This window comes from Streptomyces sp. NPDC033270, from assembly GCF_055576575.1.
Window position 1 is genome coordinate 106,523 of sequence record NZ_JBVIRA010000008.1, and the last position, 13,942, is coordinate 120,464.

A 13,942-nucleotide genomic window follows, 5' to 3' on the forward strand; every position below is an offset into this window, starting at 1 on the left:
TAGCTGACGCTGGCCCCGACCAGGGGAGGGATCCGGGGGGATTCAGGGACCGGCGCGGAGGGGGAATCGAGGGGCCCGGCCATCGGACGGGCCCCTCGATGGAGCCCGGCTTCTTCGACCGCGTTCGGGGCGAGGTGGCGCCACGCGCGGTGTCAGACCCCGGCGGTACGGTCGGGTCATGGTCAACGCAGCCGTGGTCGAAGGGGTCCTGGAGCGGATCACCTACGCCAACGAGGAGAGCGGCTACACCGTCGCGCGCGTCGACACCGGCCGCGGCGCGGGCGATCTGCTGACCGTCGTCGGCGCGCTGCTCGGGGCGCAGGTGGGGGAGTCGCTGCGGATGGAGGGCCGCTGGGGCTCGCACCCGCAGTACGGCAAGCAGTTCACCGTGGAGAACTACACCACCGTCCTGCCCGCCACGATCCAGGGCATCCGTCGCTACCTCGGCTCCGGCCTGGTCAAGGGCATCGGCCCGGTCTTCGCCGACCGCATCACCCAGCACTTCGGCGTGGACACCCTCGACATCATCGAACACGCGCCGAAGCGGCTCATCGAGGTGCCGGGCCTCGGCCCCAAGCGCACCAAGAAGATCGCCGACGCCTGGGAGGAACAGAAGGCCATCAAGGAGGTCATGGTCTTCCTCCAGGGCGTGGGGGTGTCCACCTCCATCGCGGTGCGGATCTACAAGAAGTACGGCGACGCCTCGATCTCCGTCGTCCGCAACCAGCCCTACCGCCTCGCCGCGGACGTCTGGGGCATCGGCTTCCTGACCGCCGACCGCATCGCCCAGTCCGTCGGCATCCCCCACGACAGCCCCGACCGCGTCAAGGCGGGCCTGCAGTACGCCCTGTCGCAGTCCACCGACCAGGGCCACTGCTTCCTGCCCGAGGAGCAACTGATCGCGGACGCGGTGAAGTTGCTCCAGGTGGACACGGGCCTGGTCATCGACTGCCTGGGCGAGCTGGCCGCGGACCCGGAGGGCGTGGTCCGCGAGAAGGTGCCCGGCGAGGACGGCGCGGCGGTCACCGCCGTCTATCTGGTGCCCTTCCACCGCGCCGAGATCTCGCTGGCCGGCCGGCTGACACGGCTGCTGCGGACGGACGAGGACAAGATGCCGGCGTTCGGGGACGTCGACTGGGACAAGGCGCTGGCGTGGCTGGCGCGGCATACGGGCGCCGAGCTGGCCCCCGAGCAGCAGCAGGCGGTGCGCCTGGCGCTGACGCGGAAGGTCGCGGTGCTCACGGGCGGTCCGGGCTGCGGCAAGTCCTTCACGGTCCGGTCCGTGGTCGAGCTGGCCCGCGCCAAGAAGGCCAGGGTGGTGCTGGCGGCGCCCACGGGCCGGGCCGCCAAGCGGCTCGCGGAGCTGACCGGGGCGGAGGCCTCCACGGTCCACCGCCTCCTGGAGCTCAAGCCCGGCGGGGACGCCGCCTACGACGCCGACCGGCCGCTGGAGGCCGATCTGGTGGTCGTCGACGAGGCGTCGATGCTGGATCTGCTGCTGGCCAACAAGCTCGTCAAGGCGGTCCCGCCGGGCGCCCATCTGCTCCTGGTGGGCGACGTCGACCAACTGCCGTCGGTGGGCGCCGGCGAGGTGCTGCGGGATCTGCTGGCCGAGCCCGGCCCGGTGCCCGCCGTCCGGTTGACCCGGATCTTCAGGCAGGCCCAGGAGTCCGGCGTGGTCACCAACGCCCACCGGATCAACTCCGGCGTCCCCCCGCTCACGACCGGGCTGGCCGACTTCTTCCTGTTCGTGGAGGAGGACAATGAAGAGGCCGGACGGCTGGCCGTCGATGTCGCCGCCCGCCGGATCCCGGCGAAGTTCGGTCTGGACCCGCGCCGGGACGTCCAGGTGCTGACCCCGATGCACCGCGGCCCGGCCGGTGCGGGCGCCCTGAACGGCCTCCTCCAGCAGGCCGTCACCCCCGCCCGCCCCGATCTGCCCGAGCGCCGCTTCGGCGGCCGGGTCTTCCGCGTCGGGGACAAGGTCACCCAGATCAGGAACAACTACGAAAAGGGCCGCAACGGCGTCTTCAACGGCACGGTGGGCGTGGTCACGGCCCTGGACTCCGACGAGCAGCGGCTGACGGTGCTCACCGACGAGGACGAGGAGGTCCCTTACGACTTCGACGAACTCGACGAACTCGCGCACGCCTATGCCGTGACGATCCATCGCTCGCAGGGTAGTGAGTATCCAGCGGTGGTGATTCCGGTCACCACAAGTGCCTGGATGATGCTGCAGCGCAATTTGTTGTATACCGCCGTGACCCGGGCGAAGCGCTTGGTGGTGCTGGTCGGCTCCCGGAAGGCCCTCGGGCAGGCCGTACGCACGGTATCCGCCGGTCGGCGGTGTACGGCTCTGGCTCACCGCCTCGCCGGGGCGATGTGATGTCACTCCTCTTTCCCAATCGGGGCGAAAGGGAGCAGGATGGACACTCACGCGGCACTGAGTGCCGTAATGAGGCCCTATGGCCGACCCCGAGTGCACATCCAAGGTCCAAATGGGGGAAGGTATAGGCAGTCAGGGCACCTCGAAGAAGAGGCACAACGTCGGTGAGGGATGACGTGAGCGACAACTCTGTAGTACTGCGTTACGGGGACGGCGAATACAGCTACCCGGTCGTCGGCAGCACCGTCGGCGACAAGGGCTTCGATATCTCGAAGCTGCGCGCCCAGACCGGTCTGGTGACCCTGGACTCCGGTTACGGCAACACCGCGGCATATAAATCCGCGATCACCTATCTCGATGGTGAGCAGGGAATTCTTCGTTACCGCGGGTATCCGATCGAGCAGCTCGCAGAGCGCAGCACGTTCGTCGAGACCGCGTACCTCCTGATCAACGGCGAGCTGCCCACCGTCGATCAGCTGTCCGCCTTCAAGCAGGACATCACGTACCACACCCTGCTCCACGAGGACGTCAAGCGCTTCTACGACGGCTTCCCCCGCGACGCCCACCCGATGGCGATGCTGTCGTCGGTCGTCAGCGCGCTGTCGACCTTCTACCAGGACAGCCACAACCCGTTCGACGAGCAGCAGCGCCACATCTCCACGATCCGGCTGCTGGCCAAGCTCCCGACGATCGCGGCGTACGCCTACAAGAAGTCGGTCGGCCACCCGGTCGTCTACCCGAGCAACGACCTCGGGTACGTCGAGAACTTCCTGCGGATGACCTTCTCGGTGCCGGCCGCCGACTACGAGCTCGACCCAGTCGTCGTCAGCGCCCTGGACAAGCTGCTGATCCTGCACGCCGACCACGAGCAGAACTGCTCGACCTCCACGGTCCGCCTGGTCGGTTCCTCGCAGGCGAACCTCTTCGCCTCGATCTCGGCCGGTATCAGCGCCCTGTGGGGCCCCCTGCACGGCGGCGCCAACCAGTCCGTGCTGGAGATGCTGGAGGGCATCCAGCGCGAGGGCGGCGACGTCGACTCCTTCATCCGCAAGGTGAAGAACAAGGAAGACGGCGTGAAGCTCATGGGCTTCGGGCACCGCGTCTACAAGAACTTCGACCCCCGGGCGAAGATCATCAAGGCGGCGGCGCACGATGTCCTCTCCGCGCTCGGCAAGTCCGACGAGCTGCTGGACATCGCCCTGAAGCTGGAAGAGCACGCGCTCTCCGACGACTACTTCGTCTCGCGCAAGCTCTACCCGAACGTCGACTTCTACACCGGCCTGATCTACCGGGCCATGGGCTTCCCGACCGAGATGTTCACCGTGCTCTTCGCGCTCGGCCGGCTGCCCGGCTGGATCGCCCAGTGGCACGAGATGATCAAGGAGCCCGGCTCCCGCATCGGCCGCCCGCGGCAGATCTACACCGGCGCCGTCGAGCGCGACTTCGTGCCGGTCGAGCAGCGCTGACGGCCGCCGGCCGCCGCTGCCCCGGATAGAAGAAAGCGCCCCGCCTCCGGATCCCCCCACGGGTCCAGAGTGCGGGGCGCTTCCCGTATCCCGGTTGGATTCCCCCCACGGGATCCGTCCGGGCGCTCCGGGTTGCACCGCGCTCTGCCGGGACGCGCACATCGGGAGGGCCGCTCAAAGCTCCCCGGGCACGTCGCCCCGGCCACGCGTAGCCGGGCGCGATCCCCCAAGATCGGCACGGCTGTCGCAGTGCAAGCCCCGCCGGGGTGCCTGCACTGCACGGTTAGACTCGCGACCCCCCTCAATGGTTACGTTCCGATGAGTGTGATCTGGGTCTCTTGCCATAAGGGGGCGAATGCGGTCAAGGACCGCGATCTGGAGATCGGGTCCCGGGGGTATGGGTGTTGTGCCCCGAGGTGGGGGCGTTGTGCCAGTTGTAAAGGCTGTGTGAATGTTCTTGATCGCGGACCGGGGTGGGAGCCGCCGCTGACGGTACTCGAACCGTCAGCGGCGATCAGGCGTCAGACGCCCGGCCCCACGAGCTGATAGCCGGCCTCGTCGACGGCCGCGCGCACGGCCTCCTCGTCCAGGGGGGCCTTGGAGGTCACGGTCACCAGACCGGTGGACGCGACCGCCTGCACCGAGCTGACGCCGGCGATCTCGCCGATCTCGGACGACACCGCACCCTCGCAGTGGCCGCAGGTCATGCCGGTGACCTTGTAGGTGGTGGTCACCTCGCCGACCTGGACGTCGGTGCCGCCGGAGTGGCGGGAACCTTCCGGGGTGCAGCAGGAGCTGTTCTCGTTCATGGGGGTTCTCCTTGTGTGCCGGTGTCTGGTGCGGGTGTCTGGTGTCGGTTTGCGGTGCCGGGTCGTGGTGCCGAGGTCTGCCTGTGCCGCCGACCGCCGGAGTGTCACATGGTGGCGCACGGGCCCCGGCGGACGCCGGTGTTCCCGACCCTGAGTACTGTATACCCCTAGGGGGTATCGATCCAGTGTCTCGCCACGCCCACCGCGTTGCCGAGTGCCCCACCCCGCGTCAGCCTTGGGTTACGGACTCGGGGCGGATCCGAGGAGGCGGCCGGATGGACGTACTCGCCCTCTACGGCCTGCTGGTGCTCACCACGCTGCCGCCGCTGGTACCCAACTCCGCCCTGCTCGTCTCCGCCGGCGTGCTGGCCTCCCGCGGCGAGCTCTTCCTGCCCCAGGTGCTGCTGGTCGTGGCGGGCAGCGCCGCACTGGGAGACCTGCTGATGTACCTCGCCGCACGGCGGTTCGGCGAACCCGTACGCACCTGGATGCGCCGCAAACCCCGCCGCCGGGCGCTGCTGGAGTGGACCTCCCAGCAGATCCAGCGCTACGGCGTGCCGTTCGTGATCGCCGTGCGGTTCCTGCCCAGCGGCCGGATCGCCGGGGCGCTGGCCTCCGGGGTGCTGCGCTATCCGCTGCGCAAGTACGCGCTCGGCGCCGGCATCGCCGAGGCGACCTGGGCGACGTACTCCGTCGGCCTCGGCTACGTCGGCAGCGCGGTCGCCCACAACCGCCTCTACGCCGCCGCGATCGGCCTGGGCGTCTCCTGCGCGGTCGCCGCGGTGGGCACCGCGATCCAGTGGGCGGCCCGCCGCCGGGCGCTGCGACAGCGGCCCGAGGGGGGCGGCGAACGGGACGGCGAGGGGCGCGACGACCGGACCTCGTCGACCGCGGCGGCCTGAGCGCCGCGGCCTGAGCGCAACGGCACGGTGCCCGCGGCTGCGCGGCGGAGCGATTGTCGGTGGCCGGTCGTACAGTTCAGACATGGAGCAATTACGGAGAGTAATGAAATGGGTGCGGGAGTTGCGTGGCGCTCTCCTGCCATCGGCTCGTCACCCGACCGGCCCATCGCCGGGGCGAGCGAGACGACCCCGAGGTCGCTCACGCGTCCAAAGCCACCGGGCCGGCCGTGCCGCGGACGTCCGCGACGGCGACCGGCTCGCCGGACCGCCGCGAACGCTCGCAGGCCTCGGCGACATACAGCGCCTCCAGGGCCTCCGCGGGCGGGCAGGGGTTCGGCGCCCGGCCCGCGGCGACCTCGGCGAACACGCCCAGCTCGGTGACGTAGGCGTCGTGGAAGCGCTCCATGAAGGTGGCGTAGGGGGCGGCCGCCCGCTGCCAGGACAGCTTCGGCTCCGCGGACGGCAGCGGCGCACGGTCGTCGAGGCCGACGAAGCGGGCGCCCTCGGAGCCGCAGACCTCCAGCCGGACGTCATGGCCCGCGCCGTTGTAGCGGGTCGCGGTGACGGTCGCCAGGGTGTCGTCGTCGAACCGCAGCAGCGCCGCGCAGGTGTCGACATCGTCGCCGTCGGCGAAGAAGGACGCGCCGCGGTTGGCGCCCTGGGCGTAGACCGAGACCACCTCGCGGCCGGTCAGCCAGCGCAGGATGTCGAAGTCATGGATCGAGCAGTCCCGGAACAGCCCTCCGGAGGTGGGGATGTACCCGGCCGGCGGCGGGGTCCGGTCGCTGGTGCAGGCGCGCAGCGTGTGCAGCCAGCCCAGCTCGCCGGACCGCAGCGCCGCGCGTGCGGACCGGTAGCCCGCGTCGAAGCGGCGCTGGAAGCCGATCTGCACGGGCACGGTGCCGGCCTGCGCCCGCTCCACCACACCGACGGTGCCCGGGACGTCCAGCGCGACCGGCTTCTCGCAGAAGACCGGTACGCCGGCGTCCAAGGCCTGGTGGATCAGTGCGGCGTGTGCGCTGGTGGCGGCGGTGATCACCACGCCGTCCAGGCCTTCCACGTACATCTGCGCGATGCTCGCGGCCGCGCGTACGCCGAGGGTGTCCGCCAGCGCGGCGGCCCGCGCGGTGTCGACGTCCGCGACGATGAGGTCGGTGACGCCCGGGACGTTCTGGAGGGTCGCGGCGTGGAACGCGCCGATACGCCCGGTGCCGATGAGGCCGATCTTCATGCCCGGTCCTTCCAGGGAGGGGGAGAAAACCATGGGAACGGGCATTGGAACGGTCCAATGCTCGCCGTTCCGGGCACCCTGCATGTCCGGATGTCCGCATGTCAACCCTTGTGCCGAGCTTCAAGGGGGCGCAGGGGCGTGCGCATTGACGCCTCCCCGCCCCGATGGAAGGATTCCCCTTCATGGAACGGTCCAACGGGCCCGCCGACGGACGAGGCGGACGGCCCCCGACGATCCGCGGTGTCGCGGAGCGCGCGGGCGTCTCCAAGTCGCTGGTGTCGCTGGTGCTGCAGGGCTCCCCGCGGGTCAGCGACGCCAAGCGGCAGGCCGTGATGGCCGCCATCGACGAACTCGGCTACCGCCCGAACGCCGCCGCCCGCAGCCTGGTCGCGCGCCGTACCCACACCGTCGGCGTCCTGCTGAACGACATGCGCAACCCCTGGTTCGTCGAGGTCCTCGACGGCCTCGACTCACTGCTGCAGGCCCACGGCCTGCGGATGCTGATGGCCGACGGCCGACTCGACCGACGGGCCGGACAGGACTTCGCCCGCACCTTCCAGGAGCTGAGGGTCGACGGCATCGTCGTCGTCGGCACCCTCCCGGACACCGACGGGCTCGCCGAGGTCGCCGAGCGACTGCCCACGGTCGTCGCGGGCAACCACGAACCGCGGCTGCCGCGCGTCGACATCGTCGCCAACGACGACGAGCGCGGCGCCCGCCTCGCCACCGAGCACCTGCTCTCCCTCGGCCACCGGCGGATCGCCCATATCGCCGGGCAGGGCCTGGTCGGCGAGCTGCGCCGGCGCGGCTTCGAGGTCGCCCTGCGCGCCCACGGCCGGGCGGCGGGCGCCGTCGTGGAGCACGGCGACGGGACCGAGGAGGGCGGCTACCGGGCCGCGGTGCGCTTGCTCAAACCCTCGCGCGGGGCCGAACGCCCCACCGCCGTCTTCGCGTTCAACGACATATCCTGCGTCGGCGCGCTCTCCGCCGCCCAGGAACTGGGCCTGTCCGTGCCCGCCGACCTCTCCCTGGTCGGCTACGACAACACCTACCTCGCCCGCATCCGACACCTCTGGCTGAACTCGGTCAACAACGCCAGCCACGAGGTCGGCCGCCGGGCGGCGCGCTGCCTGCTGGACCGGATGGACCGCCCCGACACCCCGGCCGCCCACCAACTCGTCGCACCGGCACTGGAGATCAGAGGCTCCACGGCGCCACCCCGCACCTAGGGCCTGACCCATCGGACACCCCCTAGGGCCCGTCCGGCGGAGCGGGCGCGGCGGGCGCGGCGGACGGCGGGCCGCCGTCCCGGGCCGGACGCTCGCCCCGCAGCTCGCGGTCCACCGCCCGCAGCAGCGTCAGCAGCATGCCGTTCAACGGCGTCGCGATGCCGTGCCGTTCGCCCGCCCGGACCACCGCGCCCGTGATGAACTCCTGCTCCATCGGGCGGCCGGCGAGCCGGTCGTAGAGCATCGAGGAGCCGCCGTCCGCAGGCGCCGTGGCGTACAGCTCCAGGGTCCTGGTGATGTCCTCGTCACCGATGTCCGCGCCCTCCGCCCGGGCGACGGCGGCCGCCTCGGACAACAGGTCACGGGTGAGCGCGGCCATCTCGGGGTCGGCGAAGATGCCGATCCGCTGCTGGAGCAGGGCGGTGATCGGGTTGGCCGCGAGGTTGGTGAACAGCTTGCGCCAAGCGGCCGTGGCGAAGTCGCGCACCGGGTGCACCCGCAGCCCGGTGCCGGCGAGCGCGGCGGCGAACCGGTCGCCCAACGGGCCCTCGGGGACGTGCAGTTCGCTGGCGACGTGGTGCAGGACCCGGCCGGGCGCGGTGCGCTCCGCCGAGATGTAGACGACGGTGGGCAGGATGCCGGTGCCCCTGGGCACGAGCGGAGCGACGCGTTCCTCCTGATCGATGCCGTTCTGCAGCACCGCGACGGCGGTCCCGGGGCCGCACAGCCGCCGCAGCCAGCCCCCGGCGCCCGCCGTGTCCTGCGCTTTGGTGGTCAGCAGCACCCAGTCGACCGGCCTCACCTGCGCCGGGTCGGTGACGATCCGCACCGCCGCGGCCCGCACCTCGCCGCCGCTCTCGACGGTCAGACTCTGCAACGGGCTGCGTACGCACAAGGTCACATCGAGGCCGGCCCACCCGGCGAGGGCGGCGGTGTAGCCGCCGATCGCGCCGGCGCCGATCACCGCGATCCGGGCGGGCGCCGCGGGCCGGGCATTGAGGGGCATACCACGATCGTAGAGCCACGGCACGCGCCGGGACACGCGCGATCCGGGCCCCGGCACCGGGCAGGGCACCGGGGCCCGGGGGCCTGTCAGGCGGCGTCAGCGCCGGCCGCGCTGGCCGGGCCGCTGGGCCACCCATGCTCTGACCGTGTCGGCGAACCAGTACGGTCTCCCGCCCTCGACCAGATCCGGTTCCGGCAGCAGCCCGTGCTTGCGGTAGGAGCGCACGGTGTCCGGCTGCACCTGGATGTGCGCGGCGATCTCCTTGTACGACCAGAGCCTGCGGTCGGTCATGTCCGTCACCTCCTGAGCGCCGTACGCAGGGGCGGCCCGGGGGAGCCGTCGGGGGCCGCGTACGGCCTGGTGATCACTCACCCTGTGCCCGGACAACGACACCGAGTGACCGCCGGGGAGGGGCTGTTGATCGACTGTGACGGAAGGCCCGCGCAACGGTGACAGCCGTGACGGCGCGCGGACGGCTGTGACGAGGCACGGACCCCGTCGTCAGCGGGCAGAGGCCCCCGGGACCGCCTCCTCAGCCCCCACGTCCCCTTCGGCCTCTTCAGGCTCCTTGACCTCCTCGGCCTCCCTGACCTCTCCAGCCCCCGCCGCCCGCCGCAGCTCATGCTCCAGATCCTCCAACGCCAGCCCCTTCGTCTCCGGCGCGTACCGCTTGCAGAAGACCAGGGACACCACGCACATCGCGCCGAAGAACCAGAAGGTGAGTCCGGCGCCGGCCAGATCGAGCAGCACCGGAAAGACCAGCGCGACCGCGAAGTTGACCACCCACATCACGAACACCGCCGCGCCCATGGCCAGTCCGCGGACCCTGAGCGGGAACATCTCGGCGAGCAGCAGCCACACACCGGTGTTCAACGTGGCCTGCATGAAGGCCATGTAGAGCACCATCAGGCACAGGACGAGGGCGCTGACGGCGGTGGAGTGCGGGAGGTGGAAGGACGCCCCGAGCAGGGCGAGCGAGACGGTCATCCCGGCCAGGCCCGTGATCAGCATCGGTCGCCGCCCGACCCGGTCGATCAGCGACATCCCGATCGCGGTGGCAACGACGGAGATCACCCCGACGGCGATGGTGGCGGTGATCGCGGCGCCGGTGCCCAGCCCCGTAGACGCCAGGATCTTGGGCGCGAAGTACACCACGGCGTTGACGCCGGTGATCTGCTGGACCGCCGCCAGCCCTATGCCCACCAGCAGCAGCCGCCGCACCCAGGGCGTACGCAGCTGCTGCCAGGCGCCGCGCCCAGCACCCGCCTCCAGGCTGCGGGCCCGGTCGATACGGGCCAGCTCGGCGGGGACGTCGTCGGCGGGCAGCGTACGGCGCAGCACCCCGGCCGCGTCGTCCTGCCGCCCCTTGCTGATGTACCAGCGCGGGGTGTCGGGCAGGAAGAACAGACCGACGAACAGCGCCACCGCGGGCAACGCGGCAAGACCCAGCATCCAGCGCCAGGCCTCCCACCGCGCCAGCACGGCGTTGATCAGGTAGGCGAGCAGCTGACCGCTGACGATCATCAGCGAGTTGAAGGAGACCAGCCGGCCGCGAATGTGCGGGGGCGCGATCTCGGAGAGGTAGAGCGGGGTGATGACGGAGGCGCTGCCGACGGCGAGGCCGAGGACGAAACGCGCCGCCGTCATGACGGCGACCGTGGGGGAGAGCGCCACCGCCAGCGCGCCACCGATGAACACGGCGCCCGCCCACAGCAGGGAGTCGCGCCGGCCCAGCGCGTCGGACATCCGGCCGCCGATCAGCGAGCCGAAGGCCGCGCCGATCAGCAGCGCGCTGGTGATGACGCCCTCACCCAGGGACGTGAGGCCGAAGTGGACCTCCATGAAGGGGAGGGCACCGGAGATCACTCCGGTGTCGTAGCCGAAGAGGGCGCCGCCGAGCGCGGCGATGGCGGCGATGGCGACGATGAAGCGTTTGGCGCGGCGGGACCGCGGGCCGACATGCGGGTCGGCGGAGGCCGCCTGGCTGGTCGGAGCGGCCATCGTCAGCTCCGGCCCGTCCGGGCGGTCAACCCGCCGCTCGGGGAGGGCGGTTCGGGCACCGGGCGGGCGCCGGGGACCGGTATGGAGCGTCGTCGCGGGTCGGCGCCACGGCCGAGGTGCACGGTGCGGCTACGGCGAAACGGAACGGCGTCCGGCGCGGAATGCATGTGCGGGGGCCTTTCAACGGATCAGAAGCGAGCAGATACGTGACGAGGCGAGCAGATACGTGACGAGGAACGGGCGGCGCAACACGCCTCGGCAGCACGGGACGGCACGGCACACCGCGATGGGCACCACGATGTGCGCCACGACGGGCATGCCGTGCGCCGCCACCGGCCCCTACCGGTACAGCGCCGGCCGCTCGATCAGCTCGACCGCCACCCGCTCGCCGCCGGCCTGGGCGAGCACGCCCGCCTCGCACACCGCGGCCGCCGCATAGCCGTCCCAGCAGCTGGGGCCCTCGACCTCGCCACGCCGGGTGGCGTTCACCCAGCGCTGCACCTGCCGGTCGTAGGCCTGCTCGAAGCGTTCCACGAAGCCGGGGGTGATGGCGCCGCCCCAGTGGCCGGCGGCGTTGGTGAACACCCCGTGGTCGTCGCCGATCCGGGCGGTTCCGTTCTCGCAGACCGCCTCGCAGCCGACCTGGTAGCCGAAGCCGCAGTTGACGAAGATCTCGGTGTCCACGACCTGGCCGCCCGCGGTCTCGAAGAGGACCAGCTGCGGGTCGCTCAGCCCCTCCGGCGCGTTCCCGGTGGGCGCCGGACGCAGCACCCGTACCGCCGTGATCTCCTCCTCCAGCAGCCAGCGGGTCACATCGATCTCGTGCACCACCGAGTCGTTGATCATCATCGCGTTGGTGAAGCCGGGCGGGGTGTCGGCGTTGCGGTGCTTGTTGTGCAGCATCAGCGGGCGCCCGTAAGTCCCCTGGTCCAGCAGGGACTTGAGGGCGCGGTAGTCGGCGTCGTAGCGGCGCATGAAGCCGACCTGTACGCGGCGGTGGCCCAGCGCCTGCTCGGCTTCCAGGACGCGCAGCGCGGAGGCGGCGTCCGGCGTCAGCGGCTTCTCGCACAGGACGGGCAGATCGCGCGCGAAGGCTTCCAGGAGCGCCGCCTCGTGCGCGGGGCCCGGGGAGGCGATCAGTACGGCGTCCACCGAGGGATCGTCCATGGCGGCGGCGGGGTCGGTGTAGGGGGTGCATCCTTCGATGCCGTCGGCGAGGTGCTTGACCCGGGCCGGGTCGATATCGACCACCGCCGCCACCCGGGCGCCGCTGATCACCTCGTTGATCCGGCGTACGTGGTCGGCTCCCATCCGGCCCGTACCGATGACCGCCACACCGAGCGTTCCGTACGAAGTCATGTCGTCCTCAAGTCCTTACGTGCTTTCAGAGTGCTACAGAGTGTGATGTACTCTGGGAACTGATTACTCTCCGTAATCGTTGCCGGAGATGTGAGGAGGCGTCGCGAGGCGAGCACGGCAGGCGAGCGCAGCAAGCGAGTGCACCAGGCGGGCGCAGCAAGCGAGTGCAGCAGGCGAGTGCAGGCGAGTACAGGCGGGCACAGGCGACTACGGGGGAACTCGGGCGCCGACCCGCTCAGGCGCCGCAGGAGCGCAGGAAGCGGCGCGTGCGCTCGGCGATGGGGAACGGCTGGTCGGGCGGGCAGGGGTACATGTCCTGCTCGACGATGGCGAAGAGGTCGACGTCCAGCTCCTGCGCGGCCTCCAGGACGGGCGGCAGGGCGGGCACGCCGAGCGGCGGTTCGCACATCACGCCTTGCTGGACGGCCGGGCCGAACGGCGTGCCCTTGGCGACGACGTCGCTGAGGATGTCCGGGTCGACCTGCTTGAGGTGGAGGTAGCCGATCCGCTCGCCGTAGGTGCGGATCAGCTTGACGCTGTCCCCGCCGCAGTAGGCGTAGTGGCCGGTGTCCAGGCAGAGGTTGACCAGCTCGGAGTCGGTCACGTGCAGGAGCCGCTCGACGTGCTCCTCGGTGTCGATGTGGGTGTCGGCGTGTGGGTGTACGACGATGTCCAGCCCGAACTCGTCCTGTACGCGCTTGCCCAGCCGCTCCATGCCGGTCGTCAGGTGCTTCCACTGCTCGACGGTCAGCTCGCGCGGTTCGAGCTCCTCGGCGGTCTTGTCGTCCCGCCAGAAGGAGGGGATGACGACCAGGTGCTTGGCGCCCATGGCCTGGGTGAGGGTGGCGACCTCGGAGACGTGCGCCCAGGTCTTGTCCCAGACGGACGGGCCGTGGTGCATCGAGGTGAAGATCGTGCCGGCCGAGACCTTCAGGCTGCGGCGGGCGATCTCGTCGTGCAGGACGGCGGGGTCGGTGGGGAGGTAGCCGTACGGGCCGAGCTCGATCCACTCGTAGCCGGCCTCGGCGACCTCGTCCAGGAAGCGCCGCCAGGGGACCTGCTGGTCGTCGTCGGGGAACCACACTCCCCATGAGTCGGGGGCGGAACCGATGCGGATGCGGTCCAGAACGCGGGGGGCGGCATGGGGAACGGTCATGCTGCGGCTCTCCTCTCGCCGGTCGACGGTGACCGGGAGGCGCTGGGTGGGTTGTGGGGCACAGCCTCTCTGGCGCCCCGGGGAGTGTCAAGACTTCGTCCTGACATAAGGACTTAAGGACTTTGTTGTGGCGGGCGTGCGGGGGTGTGGGGGGAGTGTGGCGGGCGGGATGGGTGTCTCGCGGGCGCCACGGGGGCGCCCCGGGCGTGCCTCGAGAGCGCCTCGGGGGCGTCTCCGGCGCGCCTAGCGGGTGGCTTCTGGGATTCTTGACGTCAGAATGTAAGGACAAACTGTTGACAGGGTCTGATGCTCACCGTTAGACCTTTCCTCAGAGTCGAACCCGCCGAACCCGAAGCCCGGCGAACCCGCCGAACCCGCCGCACCCGCCGCGCCGGCC

11 protein-coding genes are annotated in these 13,942 nt (G+C 71.0%); 4 read left to right on the forward strand and 7 right to left on the reverse strand.

From position 1 onward, the window contains the following. Nucleotides 1-178 precede the first annotated feature (178 nt). Together recD2 and ACZ5XZ_RS14415 are read left to right on the forward strand one after the other, a co-directional pair. Entirely contained in the window at nt 179-2,386 is a 2,208-nt protein-coding gene (gene recD2 / locus ACZ5XZ_RS14410) for an SF1B family DNA helicase RecD2 (RefSeq protein WP_468977656.1), read from the forward strand. A 176-nt stretch (nt 2,387-2,562) separates the two neighbouring features. After that, nucleotides 2,563-3,852, forward strand: coding sequence for a citrate synthase (locus tag ACZ5XZ_RS14415; protein ID WP_468977659.1), 1,290 nt, complete (start codon nt 2,563-2,565; stop codon nt 3,850-3,852). A gap of 521 nt (nt 3,853-4,373) precedes the next feature. On the opposite strand, the gene ACZ5XZ_RS14420 is transcribed toward ACZ5XZ_RS14415, so the two are convergent. After that, nucleotides 4,374-4,661, reverse strand: coding sequence for a heavy-metal-associated domain-containing protein (locus tag ACZ5XZ_RS14420; protein WP_468977660.1), 288 nt, complete (start codon nt 4,659-4,661; stop codon nt 4,374-4,376). 275 nt (nt 4,662-4,936) lie between these two features. Between ACZ5XZ_RS14420 and ACZ5XZ_RS14425 the strand changes: the two genes are divergently transcribed. Further along, entirely contained in the window at nt 4,937-5,563 is a 627-nt protein-coding gene (locus ACZ5XZ_RS14425; RefSeq protein ID WP_468977662.1) for a DedA family protein, read from the forward strand. 199 nt (nt 5,564-5,762) lie between these two features. On the opposite strand, the gene ACZ5XZ_RS14430 is transcribed toward ACZ5XZ_RS14425, so the two are convergent. Next, complete coding sequence (locus tag ACZ5XZ_RS14430; RefSeq protein ID WP_468977665.1) at nt 5,763-6,794, reverse strand: Gfo/Idh/MocA family protein; 1,032 nt, start codon at nt 6,792-6,794, stop codon at nt 5,763-5,765. 182 nt (nt 6,795-6,976) lie between these two features. Here ACZ5XZ_RS14430 and ACZ5XZ_RS14435 point away from each other — a divergent pair, with 182 nt between their 5' ends. Then, on the forward strand, nt 6,977-8,023 hold the full coding sequence (locus ACZ5XZ_RS14435) for a LacI family DNA-binding transcriptional regulator (protein WP_468977666.1): 1,047 nt from the start codon (nt 6,977-6,979) through the stop codon (nt 8,021-8,023). 22 nt (nt 8,024-8,045) lie between these two features. On the opposite strand, the gene ACZ5XZ_RS14440 is transcribed toward ACZ5XZ_RS14435, so the two are convergent. The 5 genes from ACZ5XZ_RS14440 to ACZ5XZ_RS14460 all read right to left on the reverse strand — a co-directional run bounded on the left by ACZ5XZ_RS14440 (nt 8,046) and on the right by ACZ5XZ_RS14460 (nt 13,545). Beyond that, entirely contained in the window at nt 8,046-9,029 is a 984-nt protein-coding gene (locus ACZ5XZ_RS14440) for a 2-dehydropantoate 2-reductase (protein WP_468977668.1), read from the reverse strand. 96 nt (nt 9,030-9,125) lie between these two features. Further along, nucleotides 9,126-9,320: a helix-turn-helix transcriptional regulator gene (locus ACZ5XZ_RS14445; RefSeq protein ID WP_468977671.1), complete on the reverse strand. Its 195-nt coding sequence runs from the start codon at nt 9,318-9,320 to the stop codon at nt 9,126-9,128. Nucleotides 9,321-9,530: 210 nt separating this feature from the next. Beyond that, complete coding sequence (locus ACZ5XZ_RS14450) at nt 9,531-11,030, reverse strand: sugar porter family MFS transporter (protein WP_468977672.1); 1,500 nt, start codon at nt 11,028-11,030, stop codon at nt 9,531-9,533. A gap of 339 nt (nt 11,031-11,369) precedes the next feature. Further along, complete coding sequence (locus ACZ5XZ_RS14455; protein WP_468977673.1) at nt 11,370-12,389, reverse strand: Gfo/Idh/MocA family protein; 1,020 nt, start codon at nt 12,387-12,389, stop codon at nt 11,370-11,372. A 235-nt stretch (nt 12,390-12,624) separates the two neighbouring features. Further along, entirely contained in the window at nt 12,625-13,545 is a 921-nt protein-coding gene (locus ACZ5XZ_RS14460; RefSeq protein ID WP_468977675.1) for a sugar phosphate isomerase/epimerase family protein, read from the reverse strand. Nucleotides 13,546-13,942: the final 397 nt, after the last annotated feature.

Coding starts and splice junctions, on each gene's coding strand:
- ACZ5XZ_RS14425 (WP_468977662.1), top strand. CDS start 4,937: ATGGACGTACTCGCCCTCTACGGCCTGCTGGTGCTCACCACGCTGCCG.
- ACZ5XZ_RS14420 (WP_468977660.1), bottom strand. CDS start 4,661: ATGAACGAGAACAGCTCCTGCTGCACCCCGGAAGGTTCCCGCCACTCC.
- ACZ5XZ_RS14430 (WP_468977665.1), bottom strand. CDS start 6,794: ATGAAGATCGGCCTCATCGGCACCGGGCGTATCGGCGCGTTCCACGCC.
- ACZ5XZ_RS14455 (WP_468977673.1), bottom strand. CDS start 12,389: ATGACTTCGTACGGAACGCTCGGTGTGGCGGTCATCGGTACGGGCCGG.
- ACZ5XZ_RS14460 (WP_468977675.1), bottom strand. CDS start 13,545: ATGACCGTTCCCCATGCCGCCCCCCGCGTTCTGGACCGCATCCGCATC.
- ACZ5XZ_RS14450 (WP_468977672.1), bottom strand. CDS start 11,030: ATGGCCGCTCCGACCAGCCAGGCGGCCTCCGCCGACCCGCATGTCGGC.
- ACZ5XZ_RS14445 (WP_468977671.1), bottom strand. CDS start 9,320: ATGACCGACCGCAGGCTCTGGTCGTACAAGGAGATCGCCGCGCACATC.
- ACZ5XZ_RS14440 (WP_468977668.1), bottom strand. CDS start 9,029: ATGCCCCTCAATGCCCGGCCCGCGGCGCCCGCCCGGATCGCGGTGATC.
- ACZ5XZ_RS14435 (WP_468977666.1), top strand. CDS start 6,977: ATGGAACGGTCCAACGGGCCCGCCGACGGACGAGGCGGACGGCCCCCG.
- recD2 (WP_468977656.1), top strand. CDS start 179: ATGGTCAACGCAGCCGTGGTCGAAGGGGTCCTGGAGCGGATCACCTAC.